The 25,903-nt window shown below is 59.1% G+C and carries 29 protein-coding genes; 27 read left to right on the top strand and 2 right to left on the bottom strand.

What is annotated here, in order from left to right; translation table 11 throughout:
* The 18 genes from ACQY5R_RS06345 to ACQY5R_RS06260 form a co-directional block, all read left to right on the top strand.
* Window positions 1-299, top strand: a 299-nt coding sequence (locus tag ACQY5R_RS06345; RefSeq protein ID WP_428605942.1) for a SoxR reducing system RseC family protein, incomplete at its 5' end; no start/stop codon positions are given.
* A gap of 29 nt (window positions 300-328) precedes the next feature.
* A complete protein-coding gene (locus ACQY5R_RS06340; RefSeq protein ID WP_428605939.1) occupies window positions 329-802 on the top strand; it encodes a NifX-associated nitrogen fixation protein in 474 nt (157 codons plus the stop codon).
* 153 nt (window positions 803-955) lie between these two features.
* Window positions 956-1,171: a CCE_0567 family metalloprotein gene (locus ACQY5R_RS06335; protein WP_428605937.1), complete on the top strand. Its 216-nt coding sequence runs from the start codon at window positions 956-958 to the stop codon at window positions 1,169-1,171.
* Between the two features lie 10 nt (window positions 1,172-1,181).
* Window positions 1,182-1,514, top strand: a complete 333-nt coding sequence (gene fdxB, locus ACQY5R_RS06330; protein WP_428605934.1) for a ferredoxin III, nif-specific — start codon at window positions 1,182-1,184, stop codon at window positions 1,512-1,514.
* Between the two features lie 159 nt (window positions 1,515-1,673).
* Window positions 1,674-2,000, top strand: coding sequence for a (2Fe-2S) ferredoxin domain-containing protein (locus ACQY5R_RS06325; RefSeq protein ID WP_428605932.1), 327 nt, complete (start codon window positions 1,674-1,676; stop codon window positions 1,998-2,000).
* Between the two features lie 8 nt (window positions 2,001-2,008).
* Entirely contained in the window at window positions 2,009-2,428 is a 420-nt protein-coding gene (locus ACQY5R_RS06320; RefSeq protein ID WP_428605930.1) for a hypothetical protein, read from the top strand.
* 655 nt (window positions 2,429-3,083) lie between these two features.
* Entirely contained in the window at window positions 3,084-3,407 is a 324-nt protein-coding gene (locus ACQY5R_RS06315; RefSeq protein ID WP_428605928.1) for a HesB/IscA family protein, read from the top strand.
* Between the two features lie 18 nt (window positions 3,408-3,425).
* Window positions 3,426-4,316 (top strand): Fe-S cluster assembly protein NifU, encoded by an 891-nt coding sequence (gene nifU, locus ACQY5R_RS06310; protein WP_428605926.1) that lies wholly within the window; start codon window positions 3,426-3,428, stop codon window positions 4,314-4,316.
* Window positions 4,317-4,318: 2 nt separating this feature from the next.
* Window positions 4,319-5,530 carry a cysteine desulfurase NifS gene (nifS, locus tag ACQY5R_RS06305; RefSeq protein ID WP_428605924.1) on the top strand — a complete coding sequence of 404 codons (1,212 nt, stop codon included), beginning with the start codon at window positions 4,319-4,321 and terminating at the stop codon, window positions 5,528-5,530.
* A 579-nt stretch (window positions 5,531-6,109) separates the two neighbouring features.
* On the top strand, window positions 6,110-7,246 hold the full coding sequence (nifV, locus tag ACQY5R_RS06300) for a homocitrate synthase (protein WP_428605922.1): 1,137 nt from the start codon (window positions 6,110-6,112) through the stop codon (window positions 7,244-7,246).
* Entirely contained in the window at window positions 7,243-8,034 is a 792-nt protein-coding gene (cysE, locus tag ACQY5R_RS06295; protein ID WP_428605920.1) for a serine O-acetyltransferase, read from the top strand. The genes nifV and cysE overlap by 4 nt, the downstream gene beginning before the upstream one ends.
* A 2-nt stretch (window positions 8,035-8,036) precedes the next feature.
* Window positions 8,037-8,564: a hypothetical protein gene (locus tag ACQY5R_RS06290; RefSeq protein ID WP_428605918.1), complete on the top strand. Its 528-nt coding sequence runs from the start codon at window positions 8,037-8,039 to the stop codon at window positions 8,562-8,564.
* Between the two features lie 44 nt (window positions 8,565-8,608).
* Complete coding sequence (gene nifW, locus ACQY5R_RS06285) at window positions 8,609-8,956, top strand: nitrogenase-stabilizing/protective protein NifW (RefSeq protein WP_428605916.1); 348 nt, start codon at window positions 8,609-8,611, stop codon at window positions 8,954-8,956.
* A complete protein-coding gene (locus tag ACQY5R_RS06280; protein WP_428605914.1) occupies window positions 8,940-9,395 on the top strand; it encodes a nitrogen fixation protein NifZ in 456 nt (151 codons plus the stop codon). Before nifW ends, ACQY5R_RS06280 begins: the two co-directional genes overlap by 17 nt.
* Window positions 9,395-10,273, top strand: a complete 879-nt coding sequence (gene nifM / locus ACQY5R_RS06275) for a nitrogen fixation protein NifM (RefSeq protein ID WP_428605912.1) — start codon at window positions 9,395-9,397, stop codon at window positions 10,271-10,273. Before ACQY5R_RS06280 ends, nifM begins: the two co-directional genes overlap by 1 nt.
* A 119-nt stretch (window positions 10,274-10,392) precedes the next feature.
* Window positions 10,393-11,667, top strand: coding sequence for an ATP-dependent Clp protease ATP-binding subunit ClpX (clpX, locus tag ACQY5R_RS06270; protein WP_428605910.1), 1,275 nt, complete (start codon window positions 10,393-10,395; stop codon window positions 11,665-11,667).
* Window positions 11,668-12,092: 425 nt separating this feature from the next.
* Complete coding sequence (locus tag ACQY5R_RS06265; protein ID WP_428605908.1) at window positions 12,093-15,038, top strand: PAS domain S-box protein; 2,946 nt, start codon at window positions 12,093-12,095, stop codon at window positions 15,036-15,038.
* A 33-nt stretch (window positions 15,039-15,071) separates the two neighbouring features.
* Entirely contained in the window at window positions 15,072-16,187 is a 1,116-nt protein-coding gene (locus ACQY5R_RS06260; protein ID WP_428605906.1) for an HD domain-containing phosphohydrolase, read from the top strand.
* Between the two features lie 36 nt (window positions 16,188-16,223).
* Here ACQY5R_RS06260 and ACQY5R_RS06255 read toward each other — a convergent pair whose 3' ends face one another.
* Both ACQY5R_RS06255 and ACQY5R_RS06250 read right to left on the bottom strand, forming a co-directional pair.
* Window positions 16,224-17,015 carry a type IV pili methyl-accepting chemotaxis transducer N-terminal domain-containing protein gene (locus ACQY5R_RS06255; protein ID WP_428605904.1) on the bottom strand — a complete coding sequence of 264 codons (792 nt, stop codon included), beginning with the start codon at window positions 17,013-17,015 and terminating at the stop codon, window positions 16,224-16,226.
* A 131-nt stretch (window positions 17,016-17,146) separates the two neighbouring features.
* The gene (locus tag ACQY5R_RS06250; RefSeq protein ID WP_428605903.1) at window positions 17,147-18,043 is read right to left on the bottom strand and encodes a hypothetical protein; all 897 of its coding nucleotides are present in this window, start codon (window positions 18,041-18,043) and stop codon (window positions 17,147-17,149) included.
* Between the two features lie 185 nt (window positions 18,044-18,228).
* On the opposite strand from ACQY5R_RS06250, the gene glyA reads away from it, so the two are divergent.
* From glyA to ACQY5R_RS06205, 9 genes are all read left to right on the top strand, one after another.
* The gene (glyA, locus tag ACQY5R_RS06245; protein WP_428605901.1) at window positions 18,229-19,482 is read left to right on the top strand and encodes a serine hydroxymethyltransferase; all 1,254 of its coding nucleotides are present in this window, start codon (window positions 18,229-18,231) and stop codon (window positions 19,480-19,482) included.
* Between the two features lie 54 nt (window positions 19,483-19,536).
* Window positions 19,537-20,052 carry a transcriptional regulator NrdR gene (nrdR, locus tag ACQY5R_RS06240; RefSeq protein WP_428605899.1) on the top strand — a complete coding sequence of 172 codons (516 nt, stop codon included), beginning with the start codon at window positions 19,537-19,539 and terminating at the stop codon, window positions 20,050-20,052.
* Complete coding sequence (gene ribD / locus ACQY5R_RS06235) at window positions 20,027-21,178, top strand: bifunctional diaminohydroxyphosphoribosylaminopyrimidine deaminase/5-amino-6-(5-phosphoribosylamino)uracil reductase RibD (RefSeq protein WP_428605897.1); 1,152 nt, start codon at window positions 20,027-20,029, stop codon at window positions 21,176-21,178. Before nrdR ends, ribD begins: the two co-directional genes overlap by 26 nt.
* A gap of 1 nt (window position 21,179) precedes the next feature.
* Window positions 21,180-21,845, top strand: a complete 666-nt coding sequence (locus ACQY5R_RS06230) for a riboflavin synthase (RefSeq protein ID WP_428605895.1) — start codon at window positions 21,180-21,182, stop codon at window positions 21,843-21,845.
* Between the two features lie 298 nt (window positions 21,846-22,143).
* The gene (gene ribBA / locus ACQY5R_RS06225; RefSeq protein ID WP_428605893.1) at window positions 22,144-23,256 is read left to right on the top strand and encodes a bifunctional 3,4-dihydroxy-2-butanone-4-phosphate synthase/GTP cyclohydrolase II; all 1,113 of its coding nucleotides are present in this window, start codon (window positions 22,144-22,146) and stop codon (window positions 23,254-23,256) included.
* Window positions 23,257-23,328: 72 nt separating this feature from the next.
* Window positions 23,329-23,799, top strand: a complete 471-nt coding sequence (gene ribH / locus ACQY5R_RS06220) for a 6,7-dimethyl-8-ribityllumazine synthase (protein ID WP_428605892.1) — start codon at window positions 23,329-23,331, stop codon at window positions 23,797-23,799.
* A 15-nt stretch (window positions 23,800-23,814) separates the two neighbouring features.
* On the top strand, window positions 23,815-24,237 hold the full coding sequence (gene nusB / locus ACQY5R_RS06215) for a transcription antitermination factor NusB (protein WP_428605890.1): 423 nt from the start codon (window positions 23,815-23,817) through the stop codon (window positions 24,235-24,237).
* Window positions 24,238-24,462: 225 nt separating this feature from the next.
* Window positions 24,463-25,434, top strand: coding sequence for a thiamine-phosphate kinase (gene thiL / locus ACQY5R_RS06210; RefSeq protein ID WP_428605888.1), 972 nt, complete (start codon window positions 24,463-24,465; stop codon window positions 25,432-25,434).
* Entirely contained in the window at window positions 25,412-25,900 is a 489-nt protein-coding gene (locus ACQY5R_RS06205) for a phosphatidylglycerophosphatase A family protein (protein WP_428605885.1), read from the top strand. Before thiL ends, ACQY5R_RS06205 begins: the two co-directional genes overlap by 23 nt.
* The last annotated feature ends 3 nt before the right edge of the window (window positions 25,901-25,903 follow it).

Genomic DNA, 25,903 nt, shown 5'->3' with positions numbered 1-25,903 from the left:
TGGTGATCGGTATCCCCGAAGCGGTGTTGGTACGGGCCTCGCTGGGGGCTTATCTGCTGCCCCTGTTGGCGATGATCGGTGCCGCCCTGTCTGGACAACTGTTGGAGGCCGGCGAGGGTCTGCAGGGGTTGTTGGGTCTGCTTGGACTGGCGGGCGGTTTTCTGCTGGTACGCCGGCTGACCCCTGGCGGCCCGGATCTGCAACCCCGGCTGTTACGCCTCTCCCCGGCCGAGCGGATACAGCTGCCGGTCAGCGCGGTGAGCCGGCATCGATCCCCGCAGAACGGTTTACACCCTTGACGATGAATCTTGAGATTAGGAGTAAAAACATGAGCGAAGCGGTATTGGCTATTAGTCACGACGATCCGGTCCTGGAGACCGATTTTGCCAAGGAGATGGTGCGTCAGATGCGTGCCATCGATACCTACGGCACCTACGATAACTGGCCCTTGGAGAAGATCCTCGAGCCCTTCGTATTGACCAAGGAGAAGAAGCGGGAGATCCCGGTGGTGGGTGATCCGGACGAGATCGTGATGGCGCGGGTACGGGCGTTTTACAACGCCATATCCGCACTGATCGAAAAGGAGTGCGGGCTGATGGCGGTGCCCATGCTCAACCTGACCCATGAGGGGTTTGGCCGTGCGCTGATCACCGTCGGCAAGCTGGTGGTGATGGATAAGACGTTGCGCGATGTGCACCGCTTCGGCTTTCCCTCCCTGTCGAAGATGAAGGACGAGGGCGACAAGCTGTTGTCGGTGGCACTGGAGATCGTCGGCCTGTATCCGAAGGTGGCCGGGCTTTAGGGCGCCCTGTAGGGGTGCTGCCCCGAGGGACTGGCCAAGAGCGGATCCGGGCAGGCACAGGGGCCTGCCCCTACGGTCCTCGTCAGCCGTTCCTCGTTCCCACGCTCCGCGTGGGAATGCATACCTACCGACGAGATGGAATGGAGAAACACGATGACCCCGGAAGAGTTGAAAGGGATGCAGAAGGCCGCCAGAAAGGCCAAACGCATCGCTACGGAACGGGCGGGGGAACTGCACGATCTGGTCGAGGATCGTCTGCCCGCTGCCTATGAAGATATCCCCGCCCTGGCGCAGGCTACGTATGATGCCTGCAAAGCCTGGGCCGAGGTGGAGGCCGCCTTCCAAGCGGCTGAAGCCGAGATGAATTGAGGAACCGACAATGCAAGTGATAACCGGTGTTACCCGGGGTGGCGAAATCTATACCCCGGCCTTTGTGATGGCGATCGAGCAGACCAACTGTATCGGTTGTGGCCGCTGTTTCAAGGTGTGTCCGCGAGAGGTATTAGATCTGGTCGAGCGCGAAGAGCTGGACGAGTTGGAAGCGGATGACTATGACGACGATGATTACGGCGATGACGATGACGGCTTCTCCGATGATACGGCGATGGTGATGAGCCTGAAGAACAGCCTGGACTGTATTGGCTGCGGTTCCTGTGCCCGTATCTGTCCGAAAAACTGTTTCACCCATGAGCCCCAGACCCTGTCGGCGTGAGGAGCCAGTGCTCCGGCAACGTGATAATTACGGATTCAGCGTCCCTGTGGCGTTTCGCCTCTTGCCAAGGGAGCCGGCCATTGCCTGCGAGGCGCGCCTTGCCATGGACACTGACAAACTCACTGAACTTGCAATTATCACATTGACGGAGCACTCACAATGGCTAAACCGGAAAAACATGTCTTTATCTGCACCCAGAACCGCCCCCTGGGTCATCCCCGGCCCTCCTGCGGCCAGAAAAACTGCGCTGAAGTGGCGGACGAATTCTATTGGCATCTGCAGGATCGGCAGTTGTTTGACAAGGTGCGGGTAACCACGGCAGGCTGTCTTGGTCCCTGCAGTGAGGGGCCCTCGGTGTTAGTCTATCCGGAGGGCGTGATGTATGGCGGAGTCAGTAAGGAGGATGTGGCGGTGATATTCGATGAACACCTGGAGAACGATCGGCCGGTCGAACGGCTGGTGATGTCTGGTGAGTTCTGGGGATAGCCCAACAGATGTTGAGTATTCTTCAGCACCTCGATCCCGATTCGGTTGGCTTGATGAACGAAGCCGTTACCGCTTGCTATGACAGGATCAGCGGTATTGCCGAGCAGATCTACGAGCGCCTGGGCGACGAGTTGTGGCGGATTGGCTTCGCGGAACATGAGGTGGCGCTCCTGCCACCGGCAGAGGCCAGCTACAGTCTGGAAAAGGATCCCTTCAGCGGCACCTATGCCCTGGTGGGGCGCTGGCAGAATGAACAGGGTGGCAACGTGGGCAGTTTGGTGTTTCATGTCGACGGCAGTTTTTTTGTAGAGCAGGACGTCATCAAACCGCATCCACGAAGGAAAAACTGGTTTGTGGAGGCGATCAATGCCTGGGGACGTCAGGCGACTATCCAGGTGGAGCCGAAGCTGCTGCCGATGCCGGAGTGATCCGGAGAACTTCCAGGCGGTTATCTGATTATCCGGGCAGGTACAGGGGCCGGCCCCTACGATACCTTGCGCCGTTGTCGTGTGCCGCGCCTCCCGCATGGGCATAAACGGCGTGCCCACCCTACCGGGTGTTATCCAATTCCCCGCGATTCAATCGCTGTTTCTCGTTCCCACGCTCCGCGTGGGAACGCCTACCGTTTCACGGCGGCGGATGCGTTGGGTGAGAGGGTGTCCGGACATGGTCGGGGACCAGCGCGCAGTACCCGTGAGCCGCTAACTTAATCTACAGGATGGACTACCCGGACGCATCGGTCGCTGATGGATCAGGGCAGGCACGGGGGCCTACCCCTACGGTGGATTACACGGATTCGTAGGGGCAACCCCCTGTGGTTGCCCGGACGTTTCCTCGTTCCCACGCTCTGCGTGGGAACGCCTACCAGACGGCAAAGACGCATGCGGCCCCCGATTCGATCACTGTTTATCCCACACCCTTCAATCTATCCGACGTTGTCGTAGTTGCGACAATCCTTTTAGTCGGGCGATGACTAATTAATTCAATTAATTCAATAAGTAAGTAAAACATGGAGAGCATGGCACAGCCTTTGCACCCTGTCTGATGAAGCGAAACCAAACCTATTTGTCACGGGAGTTAGCCATGTTGACACTCACTGAAAGTGCCCAGAAGGCCGTAAGCCGTTTTATCAAAGGAGCCGATGCGCCGGTGGCGGGGTTGCGGATCTCCGTCACCGGGGGCGGCTGTTCCGGCATGCAGTACGGACTATCCCTGGAAGAGACCCGGATGCCCGAAGATACCCTGGTCGAGATCGGCGCGCTGAAGATCTTTGTCGATCCCCACAGTGCCCCCCTGCTGCAGGGTGTCACGGTGGATTTCGTCGACAGCATGGAGGGGAGCGGCTTTAAGTTCGAAAACCCCAACGCCAGTGCCAGCTGCGGCTGTGGCAACTCATTTTCAGCGTGAAGGATCGGGAGAGCAGTCATGTGGGATTATTCAGAGACAGTTCAGGAACATTTCTTCAATCCGCGTAACGCCGGAGCGGTCGATGAGGCCAATGCGGTGGGGGATGTCGGATCACTCTCCTGCGGCGATGCCCTGCGCCTGACCCTCAAGGTTGATCCGGAGACGGAGACCATTCTGGAAGCCGGCTTCCAGACCTTCGGTTGTGGCTCCGCCATCGCCTCCAGTTCGGCACTGACCGAGATTATCAAGGGCATGTCGCTGGATGATGCACTCAAGGTCAGTAACCAGGATATCGCCGACTACCTGGACGGACTGCCGCCGGAGAAGATGCACTGCTCGGTGATGGGACGCGAAGCATTGCAGGCGGCGGTGGCCAATTATCGTGGCGAAGAGTGGAAGGATGACCACGAAGAGGGTGCCCTGGTCTGCAAATGTTTCGCTATCGATGCGGTGATGATCGAAGAGACGATACGCGCCAACGGCTTGCGCAGTGTGGAAGCGGTGACCCACTACACCAAGGCGGGAGGCGGTTGCTCCTCCTGTCACGAAGGCATCGAAGAGATACTGGGTCGGGTGCTGGCCGAGCAGGGCGAACAGTTCGAAGTCAACGCCGTGGCGCAGCCGGCGGTCAGGTCTGGCGCCGGGCTCACCAATCTGCAGCGCATCCGCCGTATCGAGGCGTTGCTGGATGAGATTCGTCCCAACCTGCAGCGGGATCACGGCGACGTGGAACTGGTAGAGGTCGACGGGCGCCACATCTACGTCAAGATGACCGGCGCCTGTGCCGGGTGCCAGATGGCGGCCACCACCCTGGGCGGCATCCAGCAGCATCTGGCGGAGGGACTGGCTGAATTCATCTTGGTACTGCCGGCCGAAGAGTTGGCCCGCCGCGCCAGCATAGGAGGCTGAGTATGGATAAGGGAATCTATCTGGATAACAACGCCACCACCATGGTGGCGCCCGAGGTGGTGGAGGCGATGTTGCCCTATTTCACCGAGCAGTTCGGCAACCCCTCTTCACTGCATCAGTTCGGCAACCGGGTGGGGCATGCCGTGAAGCGGGCGCGCCAACAGGTGCAAGCCTTGCTGGGTGCCGAGCACGATTCGGAAATTATCTTCACCTCCTGCGGCACCGAGTCCGACTCCACCGCTATCCTCTCCGCGCTCAAGGCGCAACCGGAGAGGCGTGAAATCATCACTAGCGTGGTGGAGCATCCGGCGGTCCTGACCCTGTGTCAGTATCTGGAAAAGGATGGCTATACCGTGCACTACCTGAAGGTGGATAAACGGGGGCGGCTGGATCTGCAGGAGTACGCCCGGCTGCTGTCGGACAAGGTGGCCATTGTCTCCATCATGTGGGCCAACAACGAGAGCGGCACCCTGTTCCCGGTGGTCGAGATGGCCGAGATGGCCCGCGCCGCCGGGGTGATGTTCCATACCGATGCGGTACAGGCGGTGGGCAAGCTGCCCATCAACCTGAAAGAGAGCGCCATCGATATGCTGTCGCTGTCGGGCCACAAGCTGCACGCACCCAAGGGGATCGGCGTGTTGTACCTGCGTCGCGGGGTGCGTTTCCGTCCGCTGTTGCGTGGCGGTCATCAGGAGCGCGGTCGACGTGCCGGTACTGAAAACGCCGCCTCCATTGTGGCACTCGGCAAGGCGTGTGAAATGGCCGCCGCGGCGCTGGACTATGAGAAGCGCCAGGTCAAGGTGATGCGCGATCGTCTGGAGCAGGGGATTATTGAGCAGGTGCCCCACTGCTTCGTCACTGGCGATCCCGATAACCGTTTGCCCAATACCTGCAATATCGCGTTCGAGTATATCGAGGGTGAAGCGATTCTGCTGCTGTTGAACAAGCTGGGCATTGCCGCTTCCAGCGGCTCCGCCTGTACCTCGGGCTCGCTGGAGCCGTCCCATGTGATGCGGGCGATGGATATCCCCTTTACCGCCGCCCATGGCTCGGTGCGTTTCTCCTTCTCCCGCTACAACACACTGGAGGAGGTGGAACGGGTCATTGCGGCGGTGCCGCCGATCGTGGAACGGTTACGCAAACTGTCGCCCTATTGGAACGGCGATGCGCCGGCTGAAGGGCCCGAGTTGGCCTTTGCACCAACATATGGCTGAACGCCAAACCGGTGCCCCGAATGTGACCGGGAAACCGGTACAAATACAGATCCCCATCTTTAGCCGCAACCCTGTTGCGGCTTTTTTTGTCCAGGGATGGACTTATGCCGCGGAGCACAGGGATGTGCGGGAGCGGCGTTGGGAAGGGATGGACTTATGCCGCGGAGCACAGGGATGTGCGGGAGCGGCGTTGCCAGGGATGCGGGCAGGCACAGGGGCCTGCCCCTACGGCGGACCGCACAGGTTGGCAGGATTTCTCGTTCCCACGCTCCGCGTGGGAATGCATACTGCGCAATAACCGCGTGAGCACAAAAAACGTGTCCACCCTACCTCTAGATCGAGGGATGCCGGCCACTCCAACCTGCACCAATAACAATAACCTCGACGCCTTTCGTAGGGGCAACCCCCCGTGGTTGCCCGGCAGGCGCGACGTTGTCCGGTTTGCGACAATCGCCTGAAACCCTACATTCAATACTGTTTCATAAAAAACTATCCTGTTGAAAATCGGGGTTATTTTTTGGTGGCACACTGTTTGCACTGACTCATCGTATACGAGCATTCGATGGGTAACAGACAGCGATGATCACAATTAATGACACGACCCTAAGGGATGGCGAACAATCCGCCGGCGTCGCCTTTACGCTGGAAGAGAAACTGGCCATTGCCTGCGCGCTGGATGAGCTGGGACTGCCGGAACTGGAAGTGGGGATTCCGGCCATGGGACAAGAGGAGCGCGACTCCATCCGTGCGGTGGCCGAGGTGATGTTGCAGGCGCAACTGATGGTCTGGTGTCGCATGCACAGCCGGGATATCGCCCAGTGCCGTGATCTGGGGGTGCAGCGTGTCGATCTCTCCATCCCGGTTTCGGATCAACAGATTTACCACAAGCTTGGGCGCAGTCGTGAGTGGCTGCTGGAACAGATCGTTCGTTGCGTCGGTGAGGCGTTGGAGCTGGGACTGGAAGTCTGTGTGGGGGGCGAGGATGCCTCGCGAGCCGATAGCGAATTTCTCTGGCAGGTGGTGGAGGTGGCCGAGCAGGCCGGGGCTTCCCGATTCCGCTTTGCCGATACCGTCGGCATCATGGAGCCGTTCCGGGTATATGAAACCATCGCCGATCTGCGGCGTATCTGCGACCTGGAGATCGAGATGCATGCCCATGACGACCTGGGCCTGGCCACCGCCAATACCCTGGCGGCGATCCGCGGCGGTGCGACCCATGTTAACACCACGGTGCACGGACTGGGCGAGCGTGCCGGCAATGCCCCGCTGGAAGAGGTGGTGATGGGATTGCGGCGTTTTTACGATCAGGGACGGGATATCGACATGGCGCGTTTTTCCGCCGTTTCGCAGCTGGTGGAGCTGGCGTCCGGTCGCAGTGTCGGTTGGCACAAGAGTCTGGTCGGCGCCGGTGTCTTTACCCATGAGGCGGGTATCCATGTGGATGGCTTGATTAAGGATCGTCTCAACTATCAGGGTATCGACCCGGCGGAGTTGGGACGCGAACACCAGATTGTGCTGGGTAAGCACTCCGGTAGCCATGCCGTCATTCAAGCCTATGCGGATATGCGCATTCACCTGACCCGGCAGCAGGCGGAGTCCCTGTTGCTGTTGGTCAGGCGTTACACCGTGTTGAATAAACGGCCGCCGGCGGATGAAGAGTTGCGCCAGTTCTATTACGACGTCAATCAAGCCAGCCGGGCACGGAGGCCGCAATGAATAGTCGCATCGAACGGATTGCCCCGGTGGCTTCTGTTGAACCTGGCTACCCGCTCTGGCGCTGCATCGGCGAGGATATCGCCTGTGTCTTTGCCCGCGATCCCGCTGCCCGAACCCGCCTGGAAATTATCACCACCTATCCGGGGGTGCATGCGATTCTGCTGTATCGCGTCGCTCATCGTCTGTGGCAGCGTGGCTGGCGCTACCTGCCACGACTGATCAGTTACATCGGGCGTATCTGGACCGGTGTGGATATCCATCCGGGCGCTACCATCGGCCGCCGTTTCTTTATCGATCACGGTGCCGGCGTGGTAATCGGCGAGACCGCCGAGGTGGGTGACGATGTGACCCTCTATCACGGCGTCACGCTGGGCGGCGTCTCCTGGAGCCGCGGTAAACGTCACCCCACGCTGGGTGATCAGGTGGTGGTCGGTGCCGGGGCCAAGATACTGGGTCCCATCCATATCGGCCGCCAGGCCCGTGTGGGGGCCAACTCGGTGGTGATCGCTTCCGTGCCTGAAGGCCGGACGGTGGTCGGTATTCCCGGCAAAGTGGTTAACCCGAACCGCGTAACCGATGCCACCGCACGGGGCATCGACCTGGATCACCACATCATTCCCGATCCAATGGCCGATGCCGTCAACTGCCTGCTGGAACGACTTAATCGTCTGGAGCGGCAGGTGGGTAGACATCATGACCTGTTGGAAGATACCCGACCGGTACCGGGGTGTGGTGTGTGTGATGCGCAACAAGTCTGCGAAACGGCGGGGGGGAGCGAATGGAGATGATTATGGATATGCAGGATTTTGAAGCGGGCGAGCTTTACTTCGATGAGCCGATCACGGAAGAGGTCAGGCAGTGCCTGGAGTGCGCCGCGGAACAGTATGCGGAAGGTCTCGCCGAGCAGTCGCTGATGCGGGCCTACTTCCTGGAACCGGAACACCCGATGGTGCTGGTGGCGCTGTACCGTTTCTTCTATTACCAGCACCGTCTGGAAGAGGCGCTACTGGTAGCGGAGCGGGTGCTGAGTGTGTTTGCCGAGCGTCTCGACCTGCCGGAGAACTGGCGGGAGATTACCGAGATGCGTATTGGCGGCGGGGTGATGATCTCCATGGCACTGATCCGTTTTTATATGTTGGCCCTGAAGGGAGCCGGTTACCTGGAGTTCAGACTGGGCCGTTACGACTCGGCCATCGAACGCCTGGAGAAGGTGGCGGAACTGGATAGCCGGGATCGACTGGGAGCCCGCAGCTTGCTCAATATCGCACGCGATGTGTTGGGCAAAGAGATGCCGCGGTCCCATTTGAGTGCCACTTGATGCGCGTGGGCCAACCGTTTTCGAATTTTGTCGGGAGATGAAAGATGAGCGATAGCGAATTTGATCTGGACCTGGATGAACTCAGCAGCGCCGAAGAGTTTCTGGAATATTTCGGTGTGGCGTATGAACCGGCGGTGGTGCAGGTGAACCGGTTACACATCCTGCAACGTTTTCACGACTACCTGGACGATCTTGATGAGATGCCCGACAGCGAAACGGCCCGTCGCGCACTCTACGCCGGGCTACTCGACAGCGCCTACAACGACTTCGTCAACTCCGACGCCCGCACGGAAAAGGTATTCAAGGTATTTCGCCTGCATGAGCCGGTCAGTGTCGAAGTGCCGTTGACGGAACTGTTTAAAAATGGAGCCCTGCATGCGTCCAAGATTTGAATACGGTCAGGCGGTGCGGGTGATCCGCAACGTCCGCAACGACGGCACCTATCCCGGTGAACCGACCGGTCGCCTGTTGGTGCGTCGCGGCACGGTCGGCTATGTACGCGATGTGGGTACCTTTCTGCAGGATCAGATCGTCTACTCGGTGGATTTTATCGATAGCCAACGCATGGTGGGTTGCCGCGAGCCGGAGTTGCAGCTTGCCAGCGATCCCTGGGTGGCGACCCGGTTTGAATTCAGGGATAAGGTGACGCCACGCATGCCGTTGGCGCTGAAGGGTGAAGTGATTGCCCAGCCGGGTGATGCTGGCGAGGTGGAAAAGGTGCTGCGCGAAGAGGTCACCGGTCCCGCTTACCATGTCCGTTTCAGCGGTCGTACCCTGCAGGTGCCGGAGTGTGCGCTCGACTTCTTGTCGGATGGGCCCGGGGAGGCGTGATGGGCAGCTCCGAACGGCACCCTGCCATTGATCCCGGATTCGGTTATCACCTGTTGCGCCAGGCGTTACGCCTGTTCGGTAAGAATCTGGCGCAATTGCAGCCGGCGGAATATCGGCAGGTACAGGAGCAGGCCACCCGGAGCTTTGAGCTGGAGTCGCGGGTGTTGGCCGCGGACGAAGCGGAAGGGGTGATGATCCCTGTACAGCAGTTGGATGCCTCCCTGAACCAACTGGTGTCGCGCTATGAGAGCCGGGAAGCCTTTCTGCAGGATTTGGCGGTGAATGGCCTGGATGAGGCCGGATTGCGTCTGGCCTTGCAGCGCGAGCTGCTGTTCGACGCGGTGATGCAGCGGGTAACCGCCGATTGTCCCGGGGTGAGCGATATCGATGTGGGGCTGTTTTACGAGATGCATCGGGAACGCTTCGAGGCGCCGGAAACGCGGGTGGCGCGGCATATCCTGATTACCGTGAATCCCGAGTATGCGGAAAACACCCGCCACGCGGCGTATGCCAGAGTGGAACAGCTGGTCGAGAAACTGGCCGGCCGCGTCAACCGGTTTGCCGATTTTGCCAAGCGCTACTCAGAGTGCCCGACGGCCATGCAGGGGGGGGCGTTGGGTGATGTCAAACCGGGCCAGCTCTACGCCGAACTGGATGCCATGCTGTTCAGCCTGCCGGCCGGGGAGATCAGTCCGATCGTTGAATCGGAGATGGGTTTCCATCTCCTGCTGTGTGACAAGATCAAGCCCGGCAAACGTATTCCATTGTCCCGGGCGGCCGGGAAGATTCGTGTTCTGCTTCAGCAACGTCATCAACGTAACTGTCAACAAGCTTGGCTGGATTCCCTGTCGTCACAAAATAGCAGGCAAGCGGTATAGCGTGGCAACCGTGCGGGAGCCGCATTTGCCGTCTCGAATGGGGGATCTGTAAAGCCCCGGCATTAGCCGGAAGCGTATTCCAGGTGGCGGCAGCGGTGCCGCCGAAAGAGGTGAAGCCCGTGAGTCAGCACAAAGCACACTGTTCATTCTGCGGTCAGGAACAGAGTCCGGACCTGCCTTTGATCGCCGGTGAGGAGGGGCACATCTGTGAAGAGTGTGTGCGCCTGGCGTCGCAGGTGGTCGGCAGTTGGGGCCGCAAGCGGGCGGCGGCCAAACCGCTGCAAAACCTGCTCAAGCCGGCTGAGCTCAAGGCGCAACTGGATCGCTATATTATCGGGCAGGATCTGGCCAAGGAGACCTTGGCGGTGGCGGTTTACACCCATTTCAAACGGTTGAGTATGGAGCAGGCGAGTCCGAAGATGCCGGTCTGCCCGCAAGATGTGGAGATCGAAAAATCCAACATCCTGCTGCTGGGGCCTTCCGGTACCGGCAAGACGCTGCTGGCCAGTACCCTGGCGCGGATTGTGGGGGTGCCGATTGTGATTGCCGACGCCACCACCCTGACCCAGGCCGGCTATGTGGGGGACGATGTGGAGAGCATCCTGTCCCGTCTGGTGGACAGTGCCGAGGGCAATCTGGAGCTGGCCGAGTGGGGCATCGTCTACATCGACGAGATCGACAAGCTGGCACGAGCCGGCGAATCCTCTCACGGCACCCGGGATGTCTCCGGGGAGGGCGTGCAGCAGGCGTTGCTGAAACTGGTGGAAGGTGCCCGGGTCAAGTTGAGTGCCAAGGGCGCCAAGGGGCAGGGGGGCGACCTGATGCTGGATACTCGCAATATCCTGTTCATTGCCGGCGGCGCCTTTGCCGGCATGGAGGGTTTGCTGGAGCGGCGTCTGGGGAGCGGCGGCGGGGGGATCGGTTTCCATGTCGAACCCGCCATACCCGGAAGCGGCCACGACCCGATGCGCCTGTTCGAAGCGGTCCAGCCGGACGATCTGCGCCATTTCGGTCTGATCCCCGAATTCATTGGTCGCTTTCCGATCATTACGGCGCTGCACGATCTGGATGAGTCGGCGCTGCTGCGAATTCTCACCGAACCCCGCAATGCGTTGGTGCGCCAGTATCAGCGCTTGTTCCAATTCGAAGGGGTCGAACTCACCTTTACCGATCAGGCGTTGCGCCTCATTGCCCGCCAGGCGATCGAGCGCGGAACGGGTGCGCGGGGTTTGCGGGCGGTTATGGAAGGGCTGCTGCGCAAGTTGATGTACGACATACCGTCGATAGACGGCGCCAAAGGGTGTCAGGTGGATGAACAGGCGGTGCTGGGTACCGGTGAGGCTACCATCGTTACGGACAGGCAAGATCCCCTGGCCAGCTGTGTGTCCGGCTAGGTGACCGCCGGCACCGGCGGGTATTCCCACGGTTGAACCGTCTTGGTAAGACTCTTTTTCTTTTCCAGGAATCCCTCGCGATAGATACACCCCAAGGCTCGACGAACCCCTGGCCGGGCCACACCGTGCCACGTACGGGGTGCCGAATTCCGGTCGTTACGGTCTCCCCCGCTTTATAAAGATTTCTCTTGGTCTGTCGCTACCTACTACAAGCCCGGCTGCGCATCGGGCCGCTTTGCGTAGGGACACCTGATTAACGCCATCCTTGGTTTTATCAGCGGTTCCATAGCCATAAAAATATATATCGGGTGACCCGGCTATTCATCAGTCATCGGGGCGAAGCGCCACCCCGGTCTGTCTGGGCCGTTTGGATATCACGCAGTACGATTATGGGGTATAGCTTGAGCGGGTTGAGTAAAGTTGGCATGAAAAAAACCAACCGGATCGCCTGGCTGCTGGTCGGCCTGCTGATCGTCTCGGCCGTTCTGGTCATGTGGGTCACCGACAACATTCGCCACAATGTGGTTACCATCAATGAAAAGTGGGAAGCGCTGGTCGAGAGCAGTACCGATAAATTGGCCACGGTAGATAAGTTGCATGCCGACATGGGGTTTGGCGGCCTGATACATCGTTACACCGATCTGATCATCCGCGGCGGCAGACTGCATATCGAAGAGATCCACGAATCCATCGGCAGTATTGAAACCCAACTCCAGGAGTATGCGGCGGAACCGATCACTGCCGCTGAGCAGCGTGCCATCATCGGTATTCGCAGTGTACTCGATACCTATCGCGACAACCTGAGACGGGTCAATAGCCTATTGCAAAGCAACGCCCTGGAGCTGGCCGCCGACAAGCGGTTGTATGTGGATGATCGGGCGGCGATCGCCGGGATGGACCTGCTCTATCGGAAGGCTATGGAAGAGGCGGGTATGGTCGATTCGGAGGTGGGTTTTGGCGGCTTGCTGAATGACCTGCGCCGGGTACTCGGCTACGGCGGCATGATCCACTTCTTCAAGTACTACCAGCTGACCCGACAGGAGCGCTACAGAAAATCGGCCAAGATCAAGTTGCAGGAGGCGCGTTACATTCTGCAGCAAATAGATGCCTTGGGTCTGGGCGAGCGGGAAATCCTGGCGGTCTCCATTCTACGCAAGGGGATGGAGAGTTATGAACAGGCCCTGGAGCGGGTGGCGCAGCAGATTCGGCAGGGGGCGACGACCCGGGCGCTGGATGAGGCCTCTTATGTCGACGAAAACCCCTCCCTGACGGCACTGGATATCCTGAAAAAAGCGGTGCGCAGCTATAACCTGCACCAGGCCAGCCAGGTCGGCGAGTCGCTGCAGAATATCATGCAGATGACCCGCACTACGGTGGGGGCGGTGGTGGCCCTGGCCATTCTCATCCTTGCCGCGTTTTACTGGTTGCTGAATGTCGAGTTGTTGTCGCTGTTCTCCCGTGAAAAAAAATCGCTGGAAGATGAGCTGCGGGAGATGCAGTTGCAGCTGACGGATGTGTTGGATGTCTCCCCTTTCGGCTTTGTCATTACCCAGCAGCAGGATGGCCGGATTCTCTATGCCAACCAGGCGGTTTCCGCATTGTACGGTGCCGACCGGAGTGAACTGATTGGCCGGCAGTCACCGGAGTTTTTTTCCGATAGGGATTTGCGGTGGCGTTATATCCAGCGGTTACAGGACGGAGAGGTGATTCGCAACGAGCAGACCGAATTCAAACGCCGTGACGGATCCCGGCTCAGTAGCATGTTGACCTGCAAGTTGGCCTCCTTCAATAAAGAGCAGGTGGTGTTTAACTGGATATACGATATTTCAGACCGGGTCAGCGCAGAAAAGCGCTTGGCGGAAAGCGAGCAGATGCTGAACACCATTCTGGAGTCGATCCCGATCGGTATCGGTATCGCCAGAAAAGAGAGCGGTATTGTCGAGTACTGCAATAATCGCGGTGCCGAGCTGTTCGGCTATCCCGATAAAGCGGGGTTCATCGGTAAATCATCCATGCTGGTCTGGGCCGATCAACGCCAACGCGAAGAGTATTTTCAGACCTTCAACCGGCTGGGCTATGTGCCGGAACAGGAGATCCAGCTGCTGAAGGTCGATAATTACCCCTTCTGGGCGTTGCTGGGGTGGGAGTCCATCCAGTATCGCGATGAAGAGCATGTGTTGTTCTGGTATCACGATATCTCCGAACGCAAGCGGATGCAGGAGCACCTGCGGCGCAGCGAACATCAACTGCGAACCATTCTCGAGTCGGCCCCGATCGGCGTCGGTATCTCCAACAAGGATGACGGCACGCTGTTCTTCTGTAATAGCAAGGCGGCGGAGATATTGCACCTCTCCCACCGGGAGATGATGGCGCGGAAAATGACCGAATTCTGGGTGGATGTATCGCAGCGCGATGAGTACCTGCGCCAGTTCCAGGAGATGGGCGAGGTCCCGGAGCGGGAGATCGAAGTGCGTCGCGCCGACGGCAGTCAGTTCTGGGCGTTGCTCGGCTGGAAGTCGATCATGATTCAGGGGGTGGAACAGATTCTTTTCTGGATTTACGACTATGACGAGTTGAAACAGACTACGCTGGCGCTTGAGCACGCCACCTTGAAGGCGGATCAGGCCAACCGTGCCAAGTCCATCTTCTTCTCCAACATGAGTCATGAATTGCGCACGCCGATGAACTCGGTCATCGGCTTTGCCCAGATGATGGAAGCCGATCCGCGGGAGCCGCTGACGGCCAAGCAAGATAAGTGTGTACGCCACATCATCAAAGCGGGGCGGCATCTGTTGGGGTTGATCAACGAGATTCTGGACCTGTCACGCATCGAAGCGGGGAAGATCGATTTTTGCCTGGAATCGGTGGCGGTTAAAGACCTGGTCAACGACTGTCTCGATCTGATTGCGCCGCTGATCGAACAACACCGGATTGAGGTCGTTCGCCTGGATACGGCATCTGTCGCTGACTGCTATATCAAGGCGGACCAAATGCGCCTCAAGCAAGTGCTGATCAACCTGCTGACCAATGGCGTGAAATACAACGCAGGAAAACGACAACTGGGTATCGGCTGGTGGGCGACGGCGAACGGTACCTTGCGGGTCTTCGTGGCCGATACCGGTATCGGTATTCCGCCGGAACGGATCGACGAAATATTTACCCTCTATCGGCGGCTCAATGCCGGAGGGGACGGGATTGAGGGGAGCGGTATCGGGCTCTCCATTACCCGCAAGCTGATTGAAGAGATGGGCGGGCATGTCGGCGTGGAGAGTCAGCCGGATCGGGGCAGTGTGTTCTGGTTTGAACTGTCTCTGGTGACGGGGGTGGCGCAAAGCGGCAGCAGGCGGGACATGGATGTGATTGTCGGTTAAAGTGCCTGGGCACGGTTTTTCATGGAGCGCAGTATGAGTATTGATCGTCGGATACGGGAATCCAGCATATTGATTGTCGATGATACAGCAGACAATGTCGATCTGCTGATCATGATGCTTGAGGCGAATGGGTATACCCATCTGAAAGGGGTGACCGACTCACGCGAAGTGCAACGTCTCTGTGAACAGCAACCCTACGATCTGATCTTACTGGATATCCGCATGCCCCATCTGGATGGCTTTCAGGTGATGGAGCAACTGAAACAGTCGCGGTTGATGGATTACCTGCCGATTCTTGTGCTTACCGCGCAGAATGATGTCGAGACCCGTATGCGTGCCCTGGAGATGGGGGCCAAGGACTTTGTCACCAAACCCTTCGATCGGGCCGAGATTCAGTTGCGTATCCATAATATTCTGGAGGTTCGGCAACTTTACAAGGAGAAGCAGGAACACAATCTCCAGTTACAGGCGATCGTGGATCAGCGGACCCGTGAACTGCGGGAAAAGAATGAAGCGCTGCAAAGCAGCCGTCACTCCATCATCCAATGCTTGGGACGGGCGGGTGAGTATCGCGATAACGAGACCGGTATGCATGTGATCAGAATGGCCAGCTATGCACGGTTGCTGGCGGATGCGATCGGTATGGATAAGGCTTTTGTGAAGGATATCTGGTCAGCCGCCACCATGCATGATATCGGTAAGATCGGTATCCCGGATCATATCCTGTTAAAACCGGGCAAGTTTGAGCCCGAAGAGTGGCGGCTGATGCAGCGTCATACCCTGATCGGCGCAGAGATACTTGGTGAGGCAAAAAGCGGCATCATGCGCATGGCTCGCTCGGTGGTGCTGACCCACCATGAACGTTGGGATGGCAAGGGTTACCCCAATGGATTGAAAGGTGAGGCGATACCGATAGAGGGGCGTATTGTGGCCGTGTGTGATGTGTTTGACGCCCTGACTTCCGACCGGCCCTATAAAAAAGCCTGGCCGGTTGAAGAGGCAGTGGACTATATCAGCCAGAATTCTACGAAGGCATTTGATCCGGAACTGGTATTCAGTTTTCTGCAGATCCTGCCCTTGATCCTGGAGGTCAAGGAGGCGTTCCCGGATCAGCAATTCGAGTTCAAAGCCAAGACCCTCAGCGTCTGAGGGTCTTGATGCGTCGTTGGCGACAATCTACCTGAATTATTTGGCCTGGGGTAGCGCGGCGTAGAGTCCGGTCACTTCATTCATCTGTACCAGGATCTTGTCCAGCATGCGCGCTACCAGACCCGGTACATATTCATTCTCTCCCATCCGGTTACTCAGGTTATACAGGTCCCAGTTCTTTTTAACCTGATCGAGGATGTCGCTGATCTGTTGGGTATTCTCATGGGCGTTGATCAACTCCTGTAACGCCTTGTCGAACTCCTCGGTCGCTGACTTATAGTCCTGGCGATAGAGTTCGTCGTCGAATTTCCAACTCATCAGCATATACAGATTTCCCATACGCTGGCTGAGCATGCGCTGGCGCCCGGCAATGTTCACCAGGTGTCCCTGGTTGGTGCCGGACTCATCGGCCAGTATCAGCACCACCTGGTGGGCGGCCGCCAACAGCTGTTCGGCATGGGCCCGCAGCTCTTCAGCTTTCTCCCGCTGAACCGGCCCACTGGCAATCTCTTTGACCGGTTTCCAGAGTTTTTCCACCAGCGCCAGTCCGCGGATGGCTTCGCTATTGGTCGTGAAATCTTTGAGCTGCTGCAGTTGCCGTTCGAACAGGTCGATCGATTCCTGGAGATGTTTCTTGGCGACCCGGTAGCGAACGTCCTGGCCCATCTGAAGATATGACTTGACGATGCGTTGACTGAGCATGCGCTGGCGGCCGGCTTTATTGATCGCCTCGGCCAAGTTGAAATCGACGGCCGCCTGGGCGATCGGAACTTGGCAAAGAAGAAAAAACAGTCCGTACAGGAGCGCCTGTACGCCTTTGGTAATCATGATACTGACTCCCTGATTCTGATGTCCGAATAAAAGTTATAGCGTTAGCTGTGTAGGAGAACAAGCCGGGGCGGTCTGTTTCGTTACGCCCATCGCGAATGCTGCACAGTGGATCACGCTTTTACCCGCTGTCAGTTGCCATGCAGTATGACGCTGCCCACGGCAAAGTCTCCCGCCTGATTACGGATAGCGAGTTGTTTGAAGGGGTGGCGGAATGCGTGGTCGCGTACCCGGACCAGTGGCTTCTCGTCGATCAACACGTCAGTCTGTCCATTGGGATCGCGCCGCCACTCGATAGTATGGGTTTGACCGTCGCCGATACTGTCCATTGCCACACTCTCTATAACCCGGGTCCTGCCGTTGATTCGGCTCAGCAGCTCCAGGCTGGAACGTTCGCCCAACAACAGATTCATTTGGTAACCGGTATCGCCCTCGCTGTCCTGGTAGAGGCCGAATTCAATCTGGCCCGGTTCGCGGGGTGGATTATGCACCGATAGCTCAAGTTGCAGGGCGAAGACCGTGGGGATCTGCAGTGGCAGTTGAATTTCCGCCGGTTCATGGCGCTTGTCGGCCGGCGCTGCCTCGCTGGGTTGGTTTTTTTCCTTGCCGCGCAGCGCCTCCTGTAGCAGGGCGCCGAGTAGCGCCTTGCCCAGATCTTGTTTCTGTGCCGGTTGTTCGGACGCTGCCGGTTCGGCTGCGGCGGCTTCACTGCGTGATCGTAATCCCAGCCGGCCGTCTACCCAGAATTGGCCGGAGATCACTTGCCAACTGGGGTTCTGGTCATAATCGCCATCGGAAAAATCTTCGCTAAGCAGCTCATTCCGCCAGGGCCAATCGTGACGGCTGATCAGCTCTTCCAGGTCGTTCAAAAACCAGCGATCGGCTGCCCGCTGTTGCCGTGCCTTGTCGGTCAGCTCGCGCAGCTGATCTACCAGGTTCTGGAGTTGTTCGTTGTCTGCATTCGCGGTGAAGGCCGGTGAGGAGCCAAACAGCAGGGCCAAGCAGGTGAAAGTGGCGAGGATGCGCATCAGAGATAGTCTCCTAATTCTTAAATCGTGTCATGTCCATAGCGTCCATTTTTCGGTATTCCTGAGCCTCAATCCGGGCTCAACCGGTTTTATGCGAGCATTGTAAGGATTATATCAAGTGAATGGCGACGATCTGGCCGCTTGGTGTTAAAATGCCCCATTTTTTCCCGGCGGAGATGGCTGTCATGTTCAGTAAAGATATGCAGATCGGTGGTTATGATGATGAGCTCTGGGGGGCGATCCAATCGGAGGAGGCCCGGCAGGAAGAGCACATTGAGCTGATCGCCTCGGAAAACTACACCAGCCCACGGGTGATGCAGGCTCAGGGTAGTGTACTGACCAATAAATACGCCGAAGGCTATCCCGGTAAACGCTACTACGGCGGTTGTGAATTCGTCGATATCGCCGAGCAGCTGGCCATTGATCGCGCCAAGGCGCTGTTTGGTGCCGACTACGCCAACGTACAGCCCCACTCCGGTTCCCAGGCCAATGCCGCCGTCTATATGGCACTGTGCCAGCCGGGCGACACCGTACTGGGCATGAGCCTGGCCCACGGCGGCCACTTGACCCACGGCGCCAAACCTAACTTCTCCGGCAAGATCTACAACGCCATCCAGTACGGCCTCGACCCGGCCACCGGTGAAATCGATTATGCCGAGGTGGAGCGTCTGGCGCGCGAACATAAACCGAAGATGATCGTGGCCGGTTTTTCCGCCTACTCCCGGGTGATCGACTGGCAGCGCTTCCGTGCCATTGCCGATGAGGTGGGCGCTTACTTTTTTGTCGATATGGCCCATGTGGCCGGACTGGTCGCGGCCGGTCTCTATCCGAGTCCGGTACAGATCGCCGACGTCACCACCACCACCACCCACAAAACCCTGCGCGGTCCCCGCGGTGGACTGATCCTGGCGAAAGCCAATCCGGAAGTCGAGAAGAAATTGAATTCATTAGTGTTCCCCGGTACCCAGGGTGGCCCGCTGATGCATATCATTGCCGCCAAGGCGGTCGCTTTCAAAGAGGCGATGGAGCCGGAGTTCAAGGCCTATCAGGCACAGGTCATCAAGAATGCTCAGGCCATGGCCAGTGTGTTCATCGAACGTGGTTACGATGTGGTTTCCGGTGGTACCGACGATCATCTGTTCCTGGTCAGCTTTATCGAGGCGGGCCTCACCGGCAAGGATGTGGATGCCTGGCTGGGTGCGGCGAATATCACCGTCAACATGAATGCGGTGCCGAACGATCCCCAATCCCCCTTTATCACCAGCGGCATCCGGGTCGGTACGCCGGCCCTGACTACCCGTGGTGTGGGTGAAGACGAGGCCAAGGAGCTGGCGGGCTGGATGTGCGACGTGATCGATGCCCGTGGTGATCAGGCCGCGATCGATCGGGTCAAGGCGCTGGCGCTGGATCTCTGCAAGCGCCACCCCGTGTACAAGTAATCCTCCTGTCGGGGCCGGTTTTTATACCGGCCCCCACTATCCGGGTTAAAAATCATGCGTTGCCCTTTCTGCGGTGCACAGGATACCAAGGTGGTGGATTCCCGGTTGTTCGGGGACGGCGACCAGGTGCGCCGGCGGCGCGAGTGTGCCATCTGTAAGGAGCGTTTCACCACTTACGAGTCGGCGGAGCTGACCCTGCCGCTGTTGATCAAGCAGGACGGCAGCCGGGTGCCGTTCGACGGCCGTAAGTTGGCCTCCGGCATGTCCCGTGCGCTGGAAAAGCGTCCGGTCAGTGCCGAGCAGGTGGATGAGGCGATCAGCCATATCCGCCGCAAACTGCTCGCCTACGGCGAGCGTGAAGTGCCCTCAAGACAGATCGGCGAATGGGTCATGGAAGAGTTGCGCGCCCTGGATCAGGTGGCCTATGTGCGTTTCGCCTCGGTCTATCGCAGCTTCGAGGACGTGAACGCTTTCCGCGAAGAGATCGAACGCCTGGAAAAACAGTTGCCTCCGGATGTGCGCCGCCATCAGCTGGATCTGCTTAATGGCGACAAAGACGATGAAGGCTGACGACTACGCATTCATGAGCCGGGCCATTCAACTGGCCGAACAGGGGCTCTACACCACCCACCCCAATCCCCGCGTCGGCTGCGTGCTGGTACGTGACGGAGAGATCGTCGGCGAGGGTTTTCACCGCCGTGCCGGCGAACCCCATGCCGAACGCAACGCCTTGGCCGAGGCCGGGGAGCGGGCGCGGGGCGCCACCGCCTATGTGACGCTGGAGCCCTGCTGTCATCACGGTAAAACCCCGCCTTGCAGCGATGGCTTGATCGAGGCCGGCGTGGCGCGGGTGGTGGTGGCGATGACCGATCCCAATCCGCTGGTCGCCGGTCAGGGGATCGCCCAACTGGAGGCGGCCGGTATCCGGGTCGACCAGGGTGTGATGGCGGCCCAGGCGATGGCCCTTAACCCCGGTTTTATCGCCCGCATGACCCGGGGCCGACCCTTTGTGCGCTGCAAGTTGGCGATGAGCCTGGACGGGCGTACCGCCATGGCCAGTGGCGAGAGCAAATGGATTACCAGTGATGCCGCACGGCGCGATGTGCAACGCCTGCGTGCCCGTAGCGACGCCATTGTCACCGGTATCGGCACTGTGCAGGCGGATGACCCCTCGATGAATGTGCGACTCGAGGCGGCCGATCTGCCGGGCGTGGCGTCGGATGCGTATCGGCTGCAGCCGCTACGGGTGGTGCTGGATCCTGAACTGGCGATCTCGCCCGATGCCAGACTGATCGGTCTGCCGGGCAAGACCTTGCTGGTCTGTGCGGTCGATGACGACGGCCGTCGCCGAGCGCTGGAAGCGGCGGGTGCCGAGGTGCTCCAACTGCCGCGCCAGGGGCAGGGTATCGATCTGGATCGGTTGCTGGAGACGCTGGCCGCACGCGGAATCAATGAGGTGCTGATCGAATCCGGACCCACGCTGGCCGGGGCGGCGGTGTCGGCGGGCGTGGTGGATGAGCTGGTGATCTATGCGGCGCCGATCCTGATGGGTAGCGATGCCCGCGGTTTGCTCAACCTGCCGGCCCTGACCGAGATGAAAGACCGCATTGCGCTGGAGATCCTGGACCTGCGCCAGATCGGTCCCGATCTGCGCATCCGGGTCAAACCGACACGACCCGTCGAGGCGGATAGCTGATATGTTCACAGGTATTATTCAAGCCGTCGGCCGCATTGCCGGACGCGAACTGCGCGGTGGTGATCTGCGCCTGGCGATTCGCAGTGAAACGCTCCCGTTAGCCAATGTGCAGTTAGGTGACAGCATCGCCACCAACGGCGTCTGCCTGACCGTGATTGAATTGACCGGCGACGGCTATGTGGCCGATGTCTCGCGTGAGACGTTGGCGTTGAGCACCCTGTCCGACCTGGCGGTAGGCAGCCGCGTTAATCTGGAGAAGGCGCTCACCTTGAGCACCCCCCTGGGCGGCCACCTGGTCAGCGGTCACGTGGATGGCGTAGGAACTATCCTGGAACGGCGTGAAGAGGCGCGTTCGATCCGTTTTCTGGTGGAGGCGCCAAAGGCGTTGGCGCGTTATATCGCCCACAAGGGCTCGATCTGTGTGGACGGCGCCAGCCTCACGGTCAATGCGGTGGACGGTCACCGCTTCGATCTGAACATCGTCCCCCACACCCAGCAGGAGACCATCACCGCCGATTACCGCCCCGGCAGCCGGGTCAATCTGGAAGTGGATTTGCTGGCGCGCTACCTGGAGCGGCTGTTGCTCGGTGAACAGGCGGCGGAGCCGGCCAAACCGGCCGCCGGGGTGACGCTGGCACTGCTGGCGGAGCGAGGGTTTCTACGCTGACCTGTTTGGGGCGCTCGACGTTGAACCCGGGCAGGCACAGGGGCCTGCCCCTACAGTTCCCTCGTTCCCACCGTTTGACGGTTATCCCTCGTTCCCACGCTCCGCGTGGGAATGCATACCCACCGTTTACCGGTCGTGGATGGATTGGGTTACAGGAGGCCGATCGCCGCGCGTACACGGACCCGGGGTGGCATAAACGCGGCCCATCCGCCCATCAACATTTAATGTCTTGGGTGTTTCCCCCGGCTTTGTTACACTTTTCTGCTATTTTTCGGTGCTTCGAGGCACGGTAGTTGTTATGGCTTTCAATACGACAGAAGAAATTATTGACGATCTCCGCCAGGGCAAGATGGTCATCATTATGGATGACGAGGATCGCGAGAACGAAGGCGATCTGCTGATGGCGGCCGAGGCGGTGACGCCCGAGGCGATCAACTTCATGGCCCGCTACGGGCGCGGACTGATCTGCCTGACCCTCACCAAAGAGCGTTGCCAGCAGTTGCGGCTGCCACTGATGGTCGGGGTTAACGAATCCCAGCATGCTACTAATTTTACCGTCTCCATTGAGGCGGCAGACGGGGTAACCACCGGCATTTCCGCCGCCGATCGTGCCACCACGGTGCTGGCGGCGGTGAAAGAGGATGCGATGCCGCAGGATCTGGTGCAGCCAGGACACATCTTCCCGCTGATGGCCCAGCCGGGCGGTGTATTGGTCCGCGCCGGTCATACCGAGGCCGGTTGCGATCTGGCCCGGTTGGCCGGTTTCAGTCCGGCGGCGGCGATTGTGGAGATCCTCAATGAAGATGGCAGCATGGCCCGCCGGCCCGATCTGGAGAAGTTTGCCGCAGAACATAACCTGAAGATCGGCACCATTGCCGACCTGATCCACTACCGGGTCAGTAATGAAAAGACCATCGAGCGGGTCAGCGAATGTACGCTACCGACCGAGTATGGTGATTTCCGCCTGGTGGCCTATCAGGATTGCGTCGATCCCGAGTTGCACCTGGCCCTGGTGATCGGTGAGGTGGATGCCAAGAAGCCGGTATTGGTGCGGGTGCATATGCAAAACACCCTGTGTGACCTGTTCTCGACCAACCACGCCAGTTGCAGTTGGCCGCTGAAAAATGCCATGCGCCAGATCGCCAAAGAGGGTGCCGGAATCATTGTGGTGCTGCGCAACCACGACACCACCCGGGACATGATCCAGCGTATGCGGGATTTCCAGTACCATGACAAGGACCAGAATGTGCCGCCCCGGGACGCCCAGCGTCACTTGCGGACCTACGGTATCGGTGCACAGATCTTGTGCGATCTGGGCGTACAAAAGATGCGCGTGTTGAGTGCGCCGAAGAGCCTGCACGCCATCTCCGGTTTCGATCTGGAGATTGTCGAGTACGTGGCCTGTGAATAGGGGCAGGCGTCCCGCCGCCCTGCTAAATAATCCAATCGGGAATTTTCCCGCAATATAAGGTTGTATGAAGAGATGGCTATAAAAACCATAGAGGGTTCACTAACGGTACAAAGCGCGCGTTTCTGCCTGGTGGTGGCACGCTTCAACAGCTTTGTCGTGGAGAGTTTGCTGGATGGGGCGATCGATGCCCTGAAACGACACGGTGCCAATGAGGCCGATATCACCATCGTGCGGGTGCCCGGCGCTTTCGAGATGCCACTGGTGCTGGAGAAGCTGGCCGCCAAGGGCGGCTACGATGCCATCGTTGCCCTGGGTGCGGTGATCCGGGGCGGAACCCCCCATTTTGATTTCGTCGCCGGCGAGTGCGTCAAGGGCATGGCCCAGGTCACCCTTAAGCACCAAGTACCGATTGCTTTCGGCGTGTTGACCGTGGACACTATCGAACAGGCGATCGAACGGGCCGGTACCAAGGCCGGCAACAAAGGGGCGGAAGCAGCCATGTCCGCTATCGAGATGGTCAATGTTCTGCGCCAGATCGACTGAACGAGCATCGACTGAATGAGCAAAAAACGAAGCCAAGCCAGGCACCATGCGGTACAGGCCATCTACCAGTGGCAGGTCGCCGGGCAGGATATCAAGGATATCCGTAACCAATTTGTGGCGGATCAGAAGGCGGACAGCTTTGAGCTGGCCTACTTTGAAGCCCTGCTGCACGGGGTGCCGGCCCATCTGGATGAACTGGATGAACTGCTGGGCCCCTTTCTAGACCGGTCCATCGAGAGCGTCGATCCGGTCGAGCGGGCGATCCTGCGCCTCGGTGCTTTTGAACTGCGCTACCAGTTGGATGTACCCTACAAGGTAATCATCAACGAATCGATTGAACTGTCCAAGGTATTTGGTGCCGAGCAGGGACACAAATACGTCAACGGTGTATTGGATAAGCTGGCCCGCCAGCTGCGTGCGGGCGAGCTGAAGAAGTAGCGGTGGGCACGGTCCGCCTGATGAGGTGCTCTGTTTTTAACCACGAAAATCGCGAAAAACACAAAAGTTCCTGAGCACCTGGTAGGGTGGGCACAAACAACGTGTGCACCCTACACGCTATAGATGAGCGACATGCGGGGGATTTTTGCGTTTTTCGTGTTTTTCGCGGTTCGATAGTGTTTTTCATTCCCTTGATAGCTGGGCGCCGGCTATTACCAGGAAATCATGCCGACCTCCGAATTCCAATTGATCGACCTCTACTTTTCCCGCCTCGGTGCGGTACGTGCCGATGTGCTGTTGGGGGTGGGGGACGACTGCGCCTTGTTGCAGGTGCCGGTGGGTAAGCAGTTGGCAGTCAGTATCGATACCCTGGTGGAGGGCACCCATTTTTTTCCGGGAGTCGATGCGGAATCGCTGGGGCATAAGTCGCTGGCGGTCAATCTTAGCGATCTGGCGGCGATGGGGGCCGAGCCGGCCTGGGTGACGCTGGCGTTGACACTTCCTCGCGTGGACGAGGTGTGGATCGAGGCCTTTTGCCGCGGTTTTGCCGGATTGGCCACCCGCTACCAGATCCAGTTGGTAGGCGGGGACACAACGCGTGGTCCGCTGAGTATTTCGGTCCAGGTGCACGGCTTCGTTGATCCAGACAAGGCGTTACGGCGGGATCGGGCGAAAGCGGGCGACCTGGTCTATGTGACCGGTACCCTGGGTGACGCCGGGTTGGCCCTGCTGACCGCCCAAAGCGGTTATAACCCGGGGAATCAATCGGTGTTCCTGCAGCAGCGCCTGGACCGGCCGGAGCCTCGCGTGGCGGTTGCACAGGCGCTGTGCGGTTTGGCTACCGGCGCTATCGATATCTCTGATGGCCTGCTCTCCGACCTGGGGCATATCTGCGATAAAAGCCGGGTGGGCACCGTGCTCCAACAGGCCGCCATTCCCCTCTCCGATCCGGTGACAGACTATCTTCGGGCGACTGGGGATTGGTCGATTCCGCTCGCCGCCGGGGATGACTACGAACTCTGTCTGATCGTACCGGCCGATCGACGACAACAGCTGGAAGCGGTGGCGCAAACGTTGGATGTCCCGTTGAGTCTGATCGGGGAGATCGAGGCCGGTAACGGCATCCGTTGTCTGGATGACGCGGGTCACCCCGTTGCCGTCGCCCGGGAGGGATATGACCATTTCCGCAAACCCTAAACCCCGGCCTAACTGGCGCAACCCGATCCATCTGCTGGCCTTCGGCCTCGGTTCCGGTGCGGCCCCCAAGGCGCCCGGCACCTTTGGCACCCTGGCGGCCGTACCCCTCTATCTGCTGCTTCAGCCCCTGGCCAATCTGCCTTATCTGGCACTGCTGGTGCTGCTGTTCCTGCTGGGCATCTGGCTGTGTGGCCGTACTTCCCGGGATCTGGGGGTGCATGATCACGGCGGCATCGTCTGGGATGAGTGGGTCGGTTTCCTGATCACCATGTGGATGGCGCCTCAGGGATGGCAGTGGCTGCTGGCCGGTTTTTGCGTGTTTCGCTTTTTCGATATCCTGAAACCCTGGCCGATCGGATTATTGGATCGGAAAGTCTCCGGCGGATTGGGCATTATGCTGGATGACGTATTGGCAGGAGTCTATGGTTTCGTTCTCATCCAGCTGGCGGTTCATCTGCTAATCTAATCC

It is taken from the genome of Sedimenticola sp. (assembly GCF_050289425.1).
Classification (GTDB): Bacteria; Pseudomonadota; Gammaproteobacteria; order Chromatiales; family Chromatiaceae; genus Sedimenticola.
This window is presented reverse-complemented; position numbering and strand designations above follow the sequence as displayed.

What these genes read in the sequence shown, in the direction of transcription:
- ACQY5R_RS06340 (WP_428605939.1), top strand. Translation starts at nt 329, where the DNA reads ATGAGCGAAGCGGTATTGGCTATTAGTCACGACGATCCGGTCCTGGAG.
- ACQY5R_RS06335 (WP_428605937.1), top strand. Translation starts at nt 956, where the DNA reads ATGACCCCGGAAGAGTTGAAAGGGATGCAGAAGGCCGCCAGAAAGGCC.
- fdxB (WP_428605934.1), top strand. Translation starts at nt 1,182, where the DNA reads ATGCAAGTGATAACCGGTGTTACCCGGGGTGGCGAAATCTATACCCCG.
- ACQY5R_RS06325 (WP_428605932.1), top strand. Translation starts at nt 1,674, where the DNA reads ATGGCTAAACCGGAAAAACATGTCTTTATCTGCACCCAGAACCGCCCC.
- ACQY5R_RS06320 (WP_428605930.1), top strand. Translation starts at nt 2,009, where the DNA reads ATGTTGAGTATTCTTCAGCACCTCGATCCCGATTCGGTTGGCTTGATG.
- ACQY5R_RS06315 (WP_428605928.1), top strand. Translation starts at nt 3,084, where the DNA reads ATGTTGACACTCACTGAAAGTGCCCAGAAGGCCGTAAGCCGTTTTATC.
- nifU (WP_428605926.1), top strand. Translation starts at nt 3,426, where the DNA reads ATGTGGGATTATTCAGAGACAGTTCAGGAACATTTCTTCAATCCGCGT.
- nifS (WP_428605924.1), top strand. Translation starts at nt 4,319, where the DNA reads ATGGATAAGGGAATCTATCTGGATAACAACGCCACCACCATGGTGGCG.
- nifV (WP_428605922.1), top strand. Translation starts at nt 6,110, where the DNA reads ATGATCACAATTAATGACACGACCCTAAGGGATGGCGAACAATCCGCC.
- cysE (WP_428605920.1), top strand. Translation starts at nt 7,243, where the DNA reads ATGAATAGTCGCATCGAACGGATTGCCCCGGTGGCTTCTGTTGAACCT.
- ACQY5R_RS06290 (WP_428605918.1), top strand. Translation starts at nt 8,037, where the DNA reads ATGGATATGCAGGATTTTGAAGCGGGCGAGCTTTACTTCGATGAGCCG.
- nifW (WP_428605916.1), top strand. Translation starts at nt 8,609, where the DNA reads ATGAGCGATAGCGAATTTGATCTGGACCTGGATGAACTCAGCAGCGCC.
- ACQY5R_RS06280 (WP_428605914.1), top strand. Translation starts at nt 8,940, where the DNA reads ATGCGTCCAAGATTTGAATACGGTCAGGCGGTGCGGGTGATCCGCAAC.
- nifM (WP_428605912.1), top strand. Translation starts at nt 9,395, where the DNA reads ATGGGCAGCTCCGAACGGCACCCTGCCATTGATCCCGGATTCGGTTAT.
- ACQY5R_RS06265 (WP_428605908.1), top strand. Translation starts at nt 12,093, where the DNA reads ATGAAAAAAACCAACCGGATCGCCTGGCTGCTGGTCGGCCTGCTGATC.
- ACQY5R_RS06260 (WP_428605906.1), top strand. Translation starts at nt 15,072, where the DNA reads ATGAGTATTGATCGTCGGATACGGGAATCCAGCATATTGATTGTCGAT.
- ACQY5R_RS06255 (WP_428605904.1), bottom strand. Translation starts at nt 17,015, where the DNA reads ATGATTACCAAAGGCGTACAGGCGCTCCTGTACGGACTGTTTTTTCTT.
- ACQY5R_RS06250 (WP_428605903.1), bottom strand. Translation starts at nt 18,043, where the DNA reads ATGCGCATCCTCGCCACTTTCACCTGCTTGGCCCTGCTGTTTGGCTCC.
- glyA (WP_428605901.1), top strand. Translation starts at nt 18,229, where the DNA reads ATGTTCAGTAAAGATATGCAGATCGGTGGTTATGATGATGAGCTCTGG.
- nrdR (WP_428605899.1), top strand. Translation starts at nt 19,537, where the DNA reads ATGCGTTGCCCTTTCTGCGGTGCACAGGATACCAAGGTGGTGGATTCC.
- ribD (WP_428605897.1), top strand. Translation starts at nt 20,027, where the DNA reads ATGGCGACAAAGACGATGAAGGCTGACGACTACGCATTCATGAGCCGG.
- ACQY5R_RS06230 (WP_428605895.1), top strand. Translation starts at nt 21,180, where the DNA reads ATGTTCACAGGTATTATTCAAGCCGTCGGCCGCATTGCCGGACGCGAA.
- ribBA (WP_428605893.1), top strand. Translation starts at nt 22,144, where the DNA reads ATGGCTTTCAATACGACAGAAGAAATTATTGACGATCTCCGCCAGGGC.
- ribH (WP_428605892.1), top strand. Translation starts at nt 23,329, where the DNA reads ATGGCTATAAAAACCATAGAGGGTTCACTAACGGTACAAAGCGCGCGT.
- nusB (WP_428605890.1), top strand. Translation starts at nt 23,815, where the DNA reads ATGAGCAAAAAACGAAGCCAAGCCAGGCACCATGCGGTACAGGCCATC.
- thiL (WP_428605888.1), top strand. Translation starts at nt 24,463, where the DNA reads ATGCCGACCTCCGAATTCCAATTGATCGACCTCTACTTTTCCCGCCTC.
- ACQY5R_RS06205 (WP_428605885.1), top strand. Translation starts at nt 25,412, where the DNA reads ATGACCATTTCCGCAAACCCTAAACCCCGGCCTAACTGGCGCAACCCG.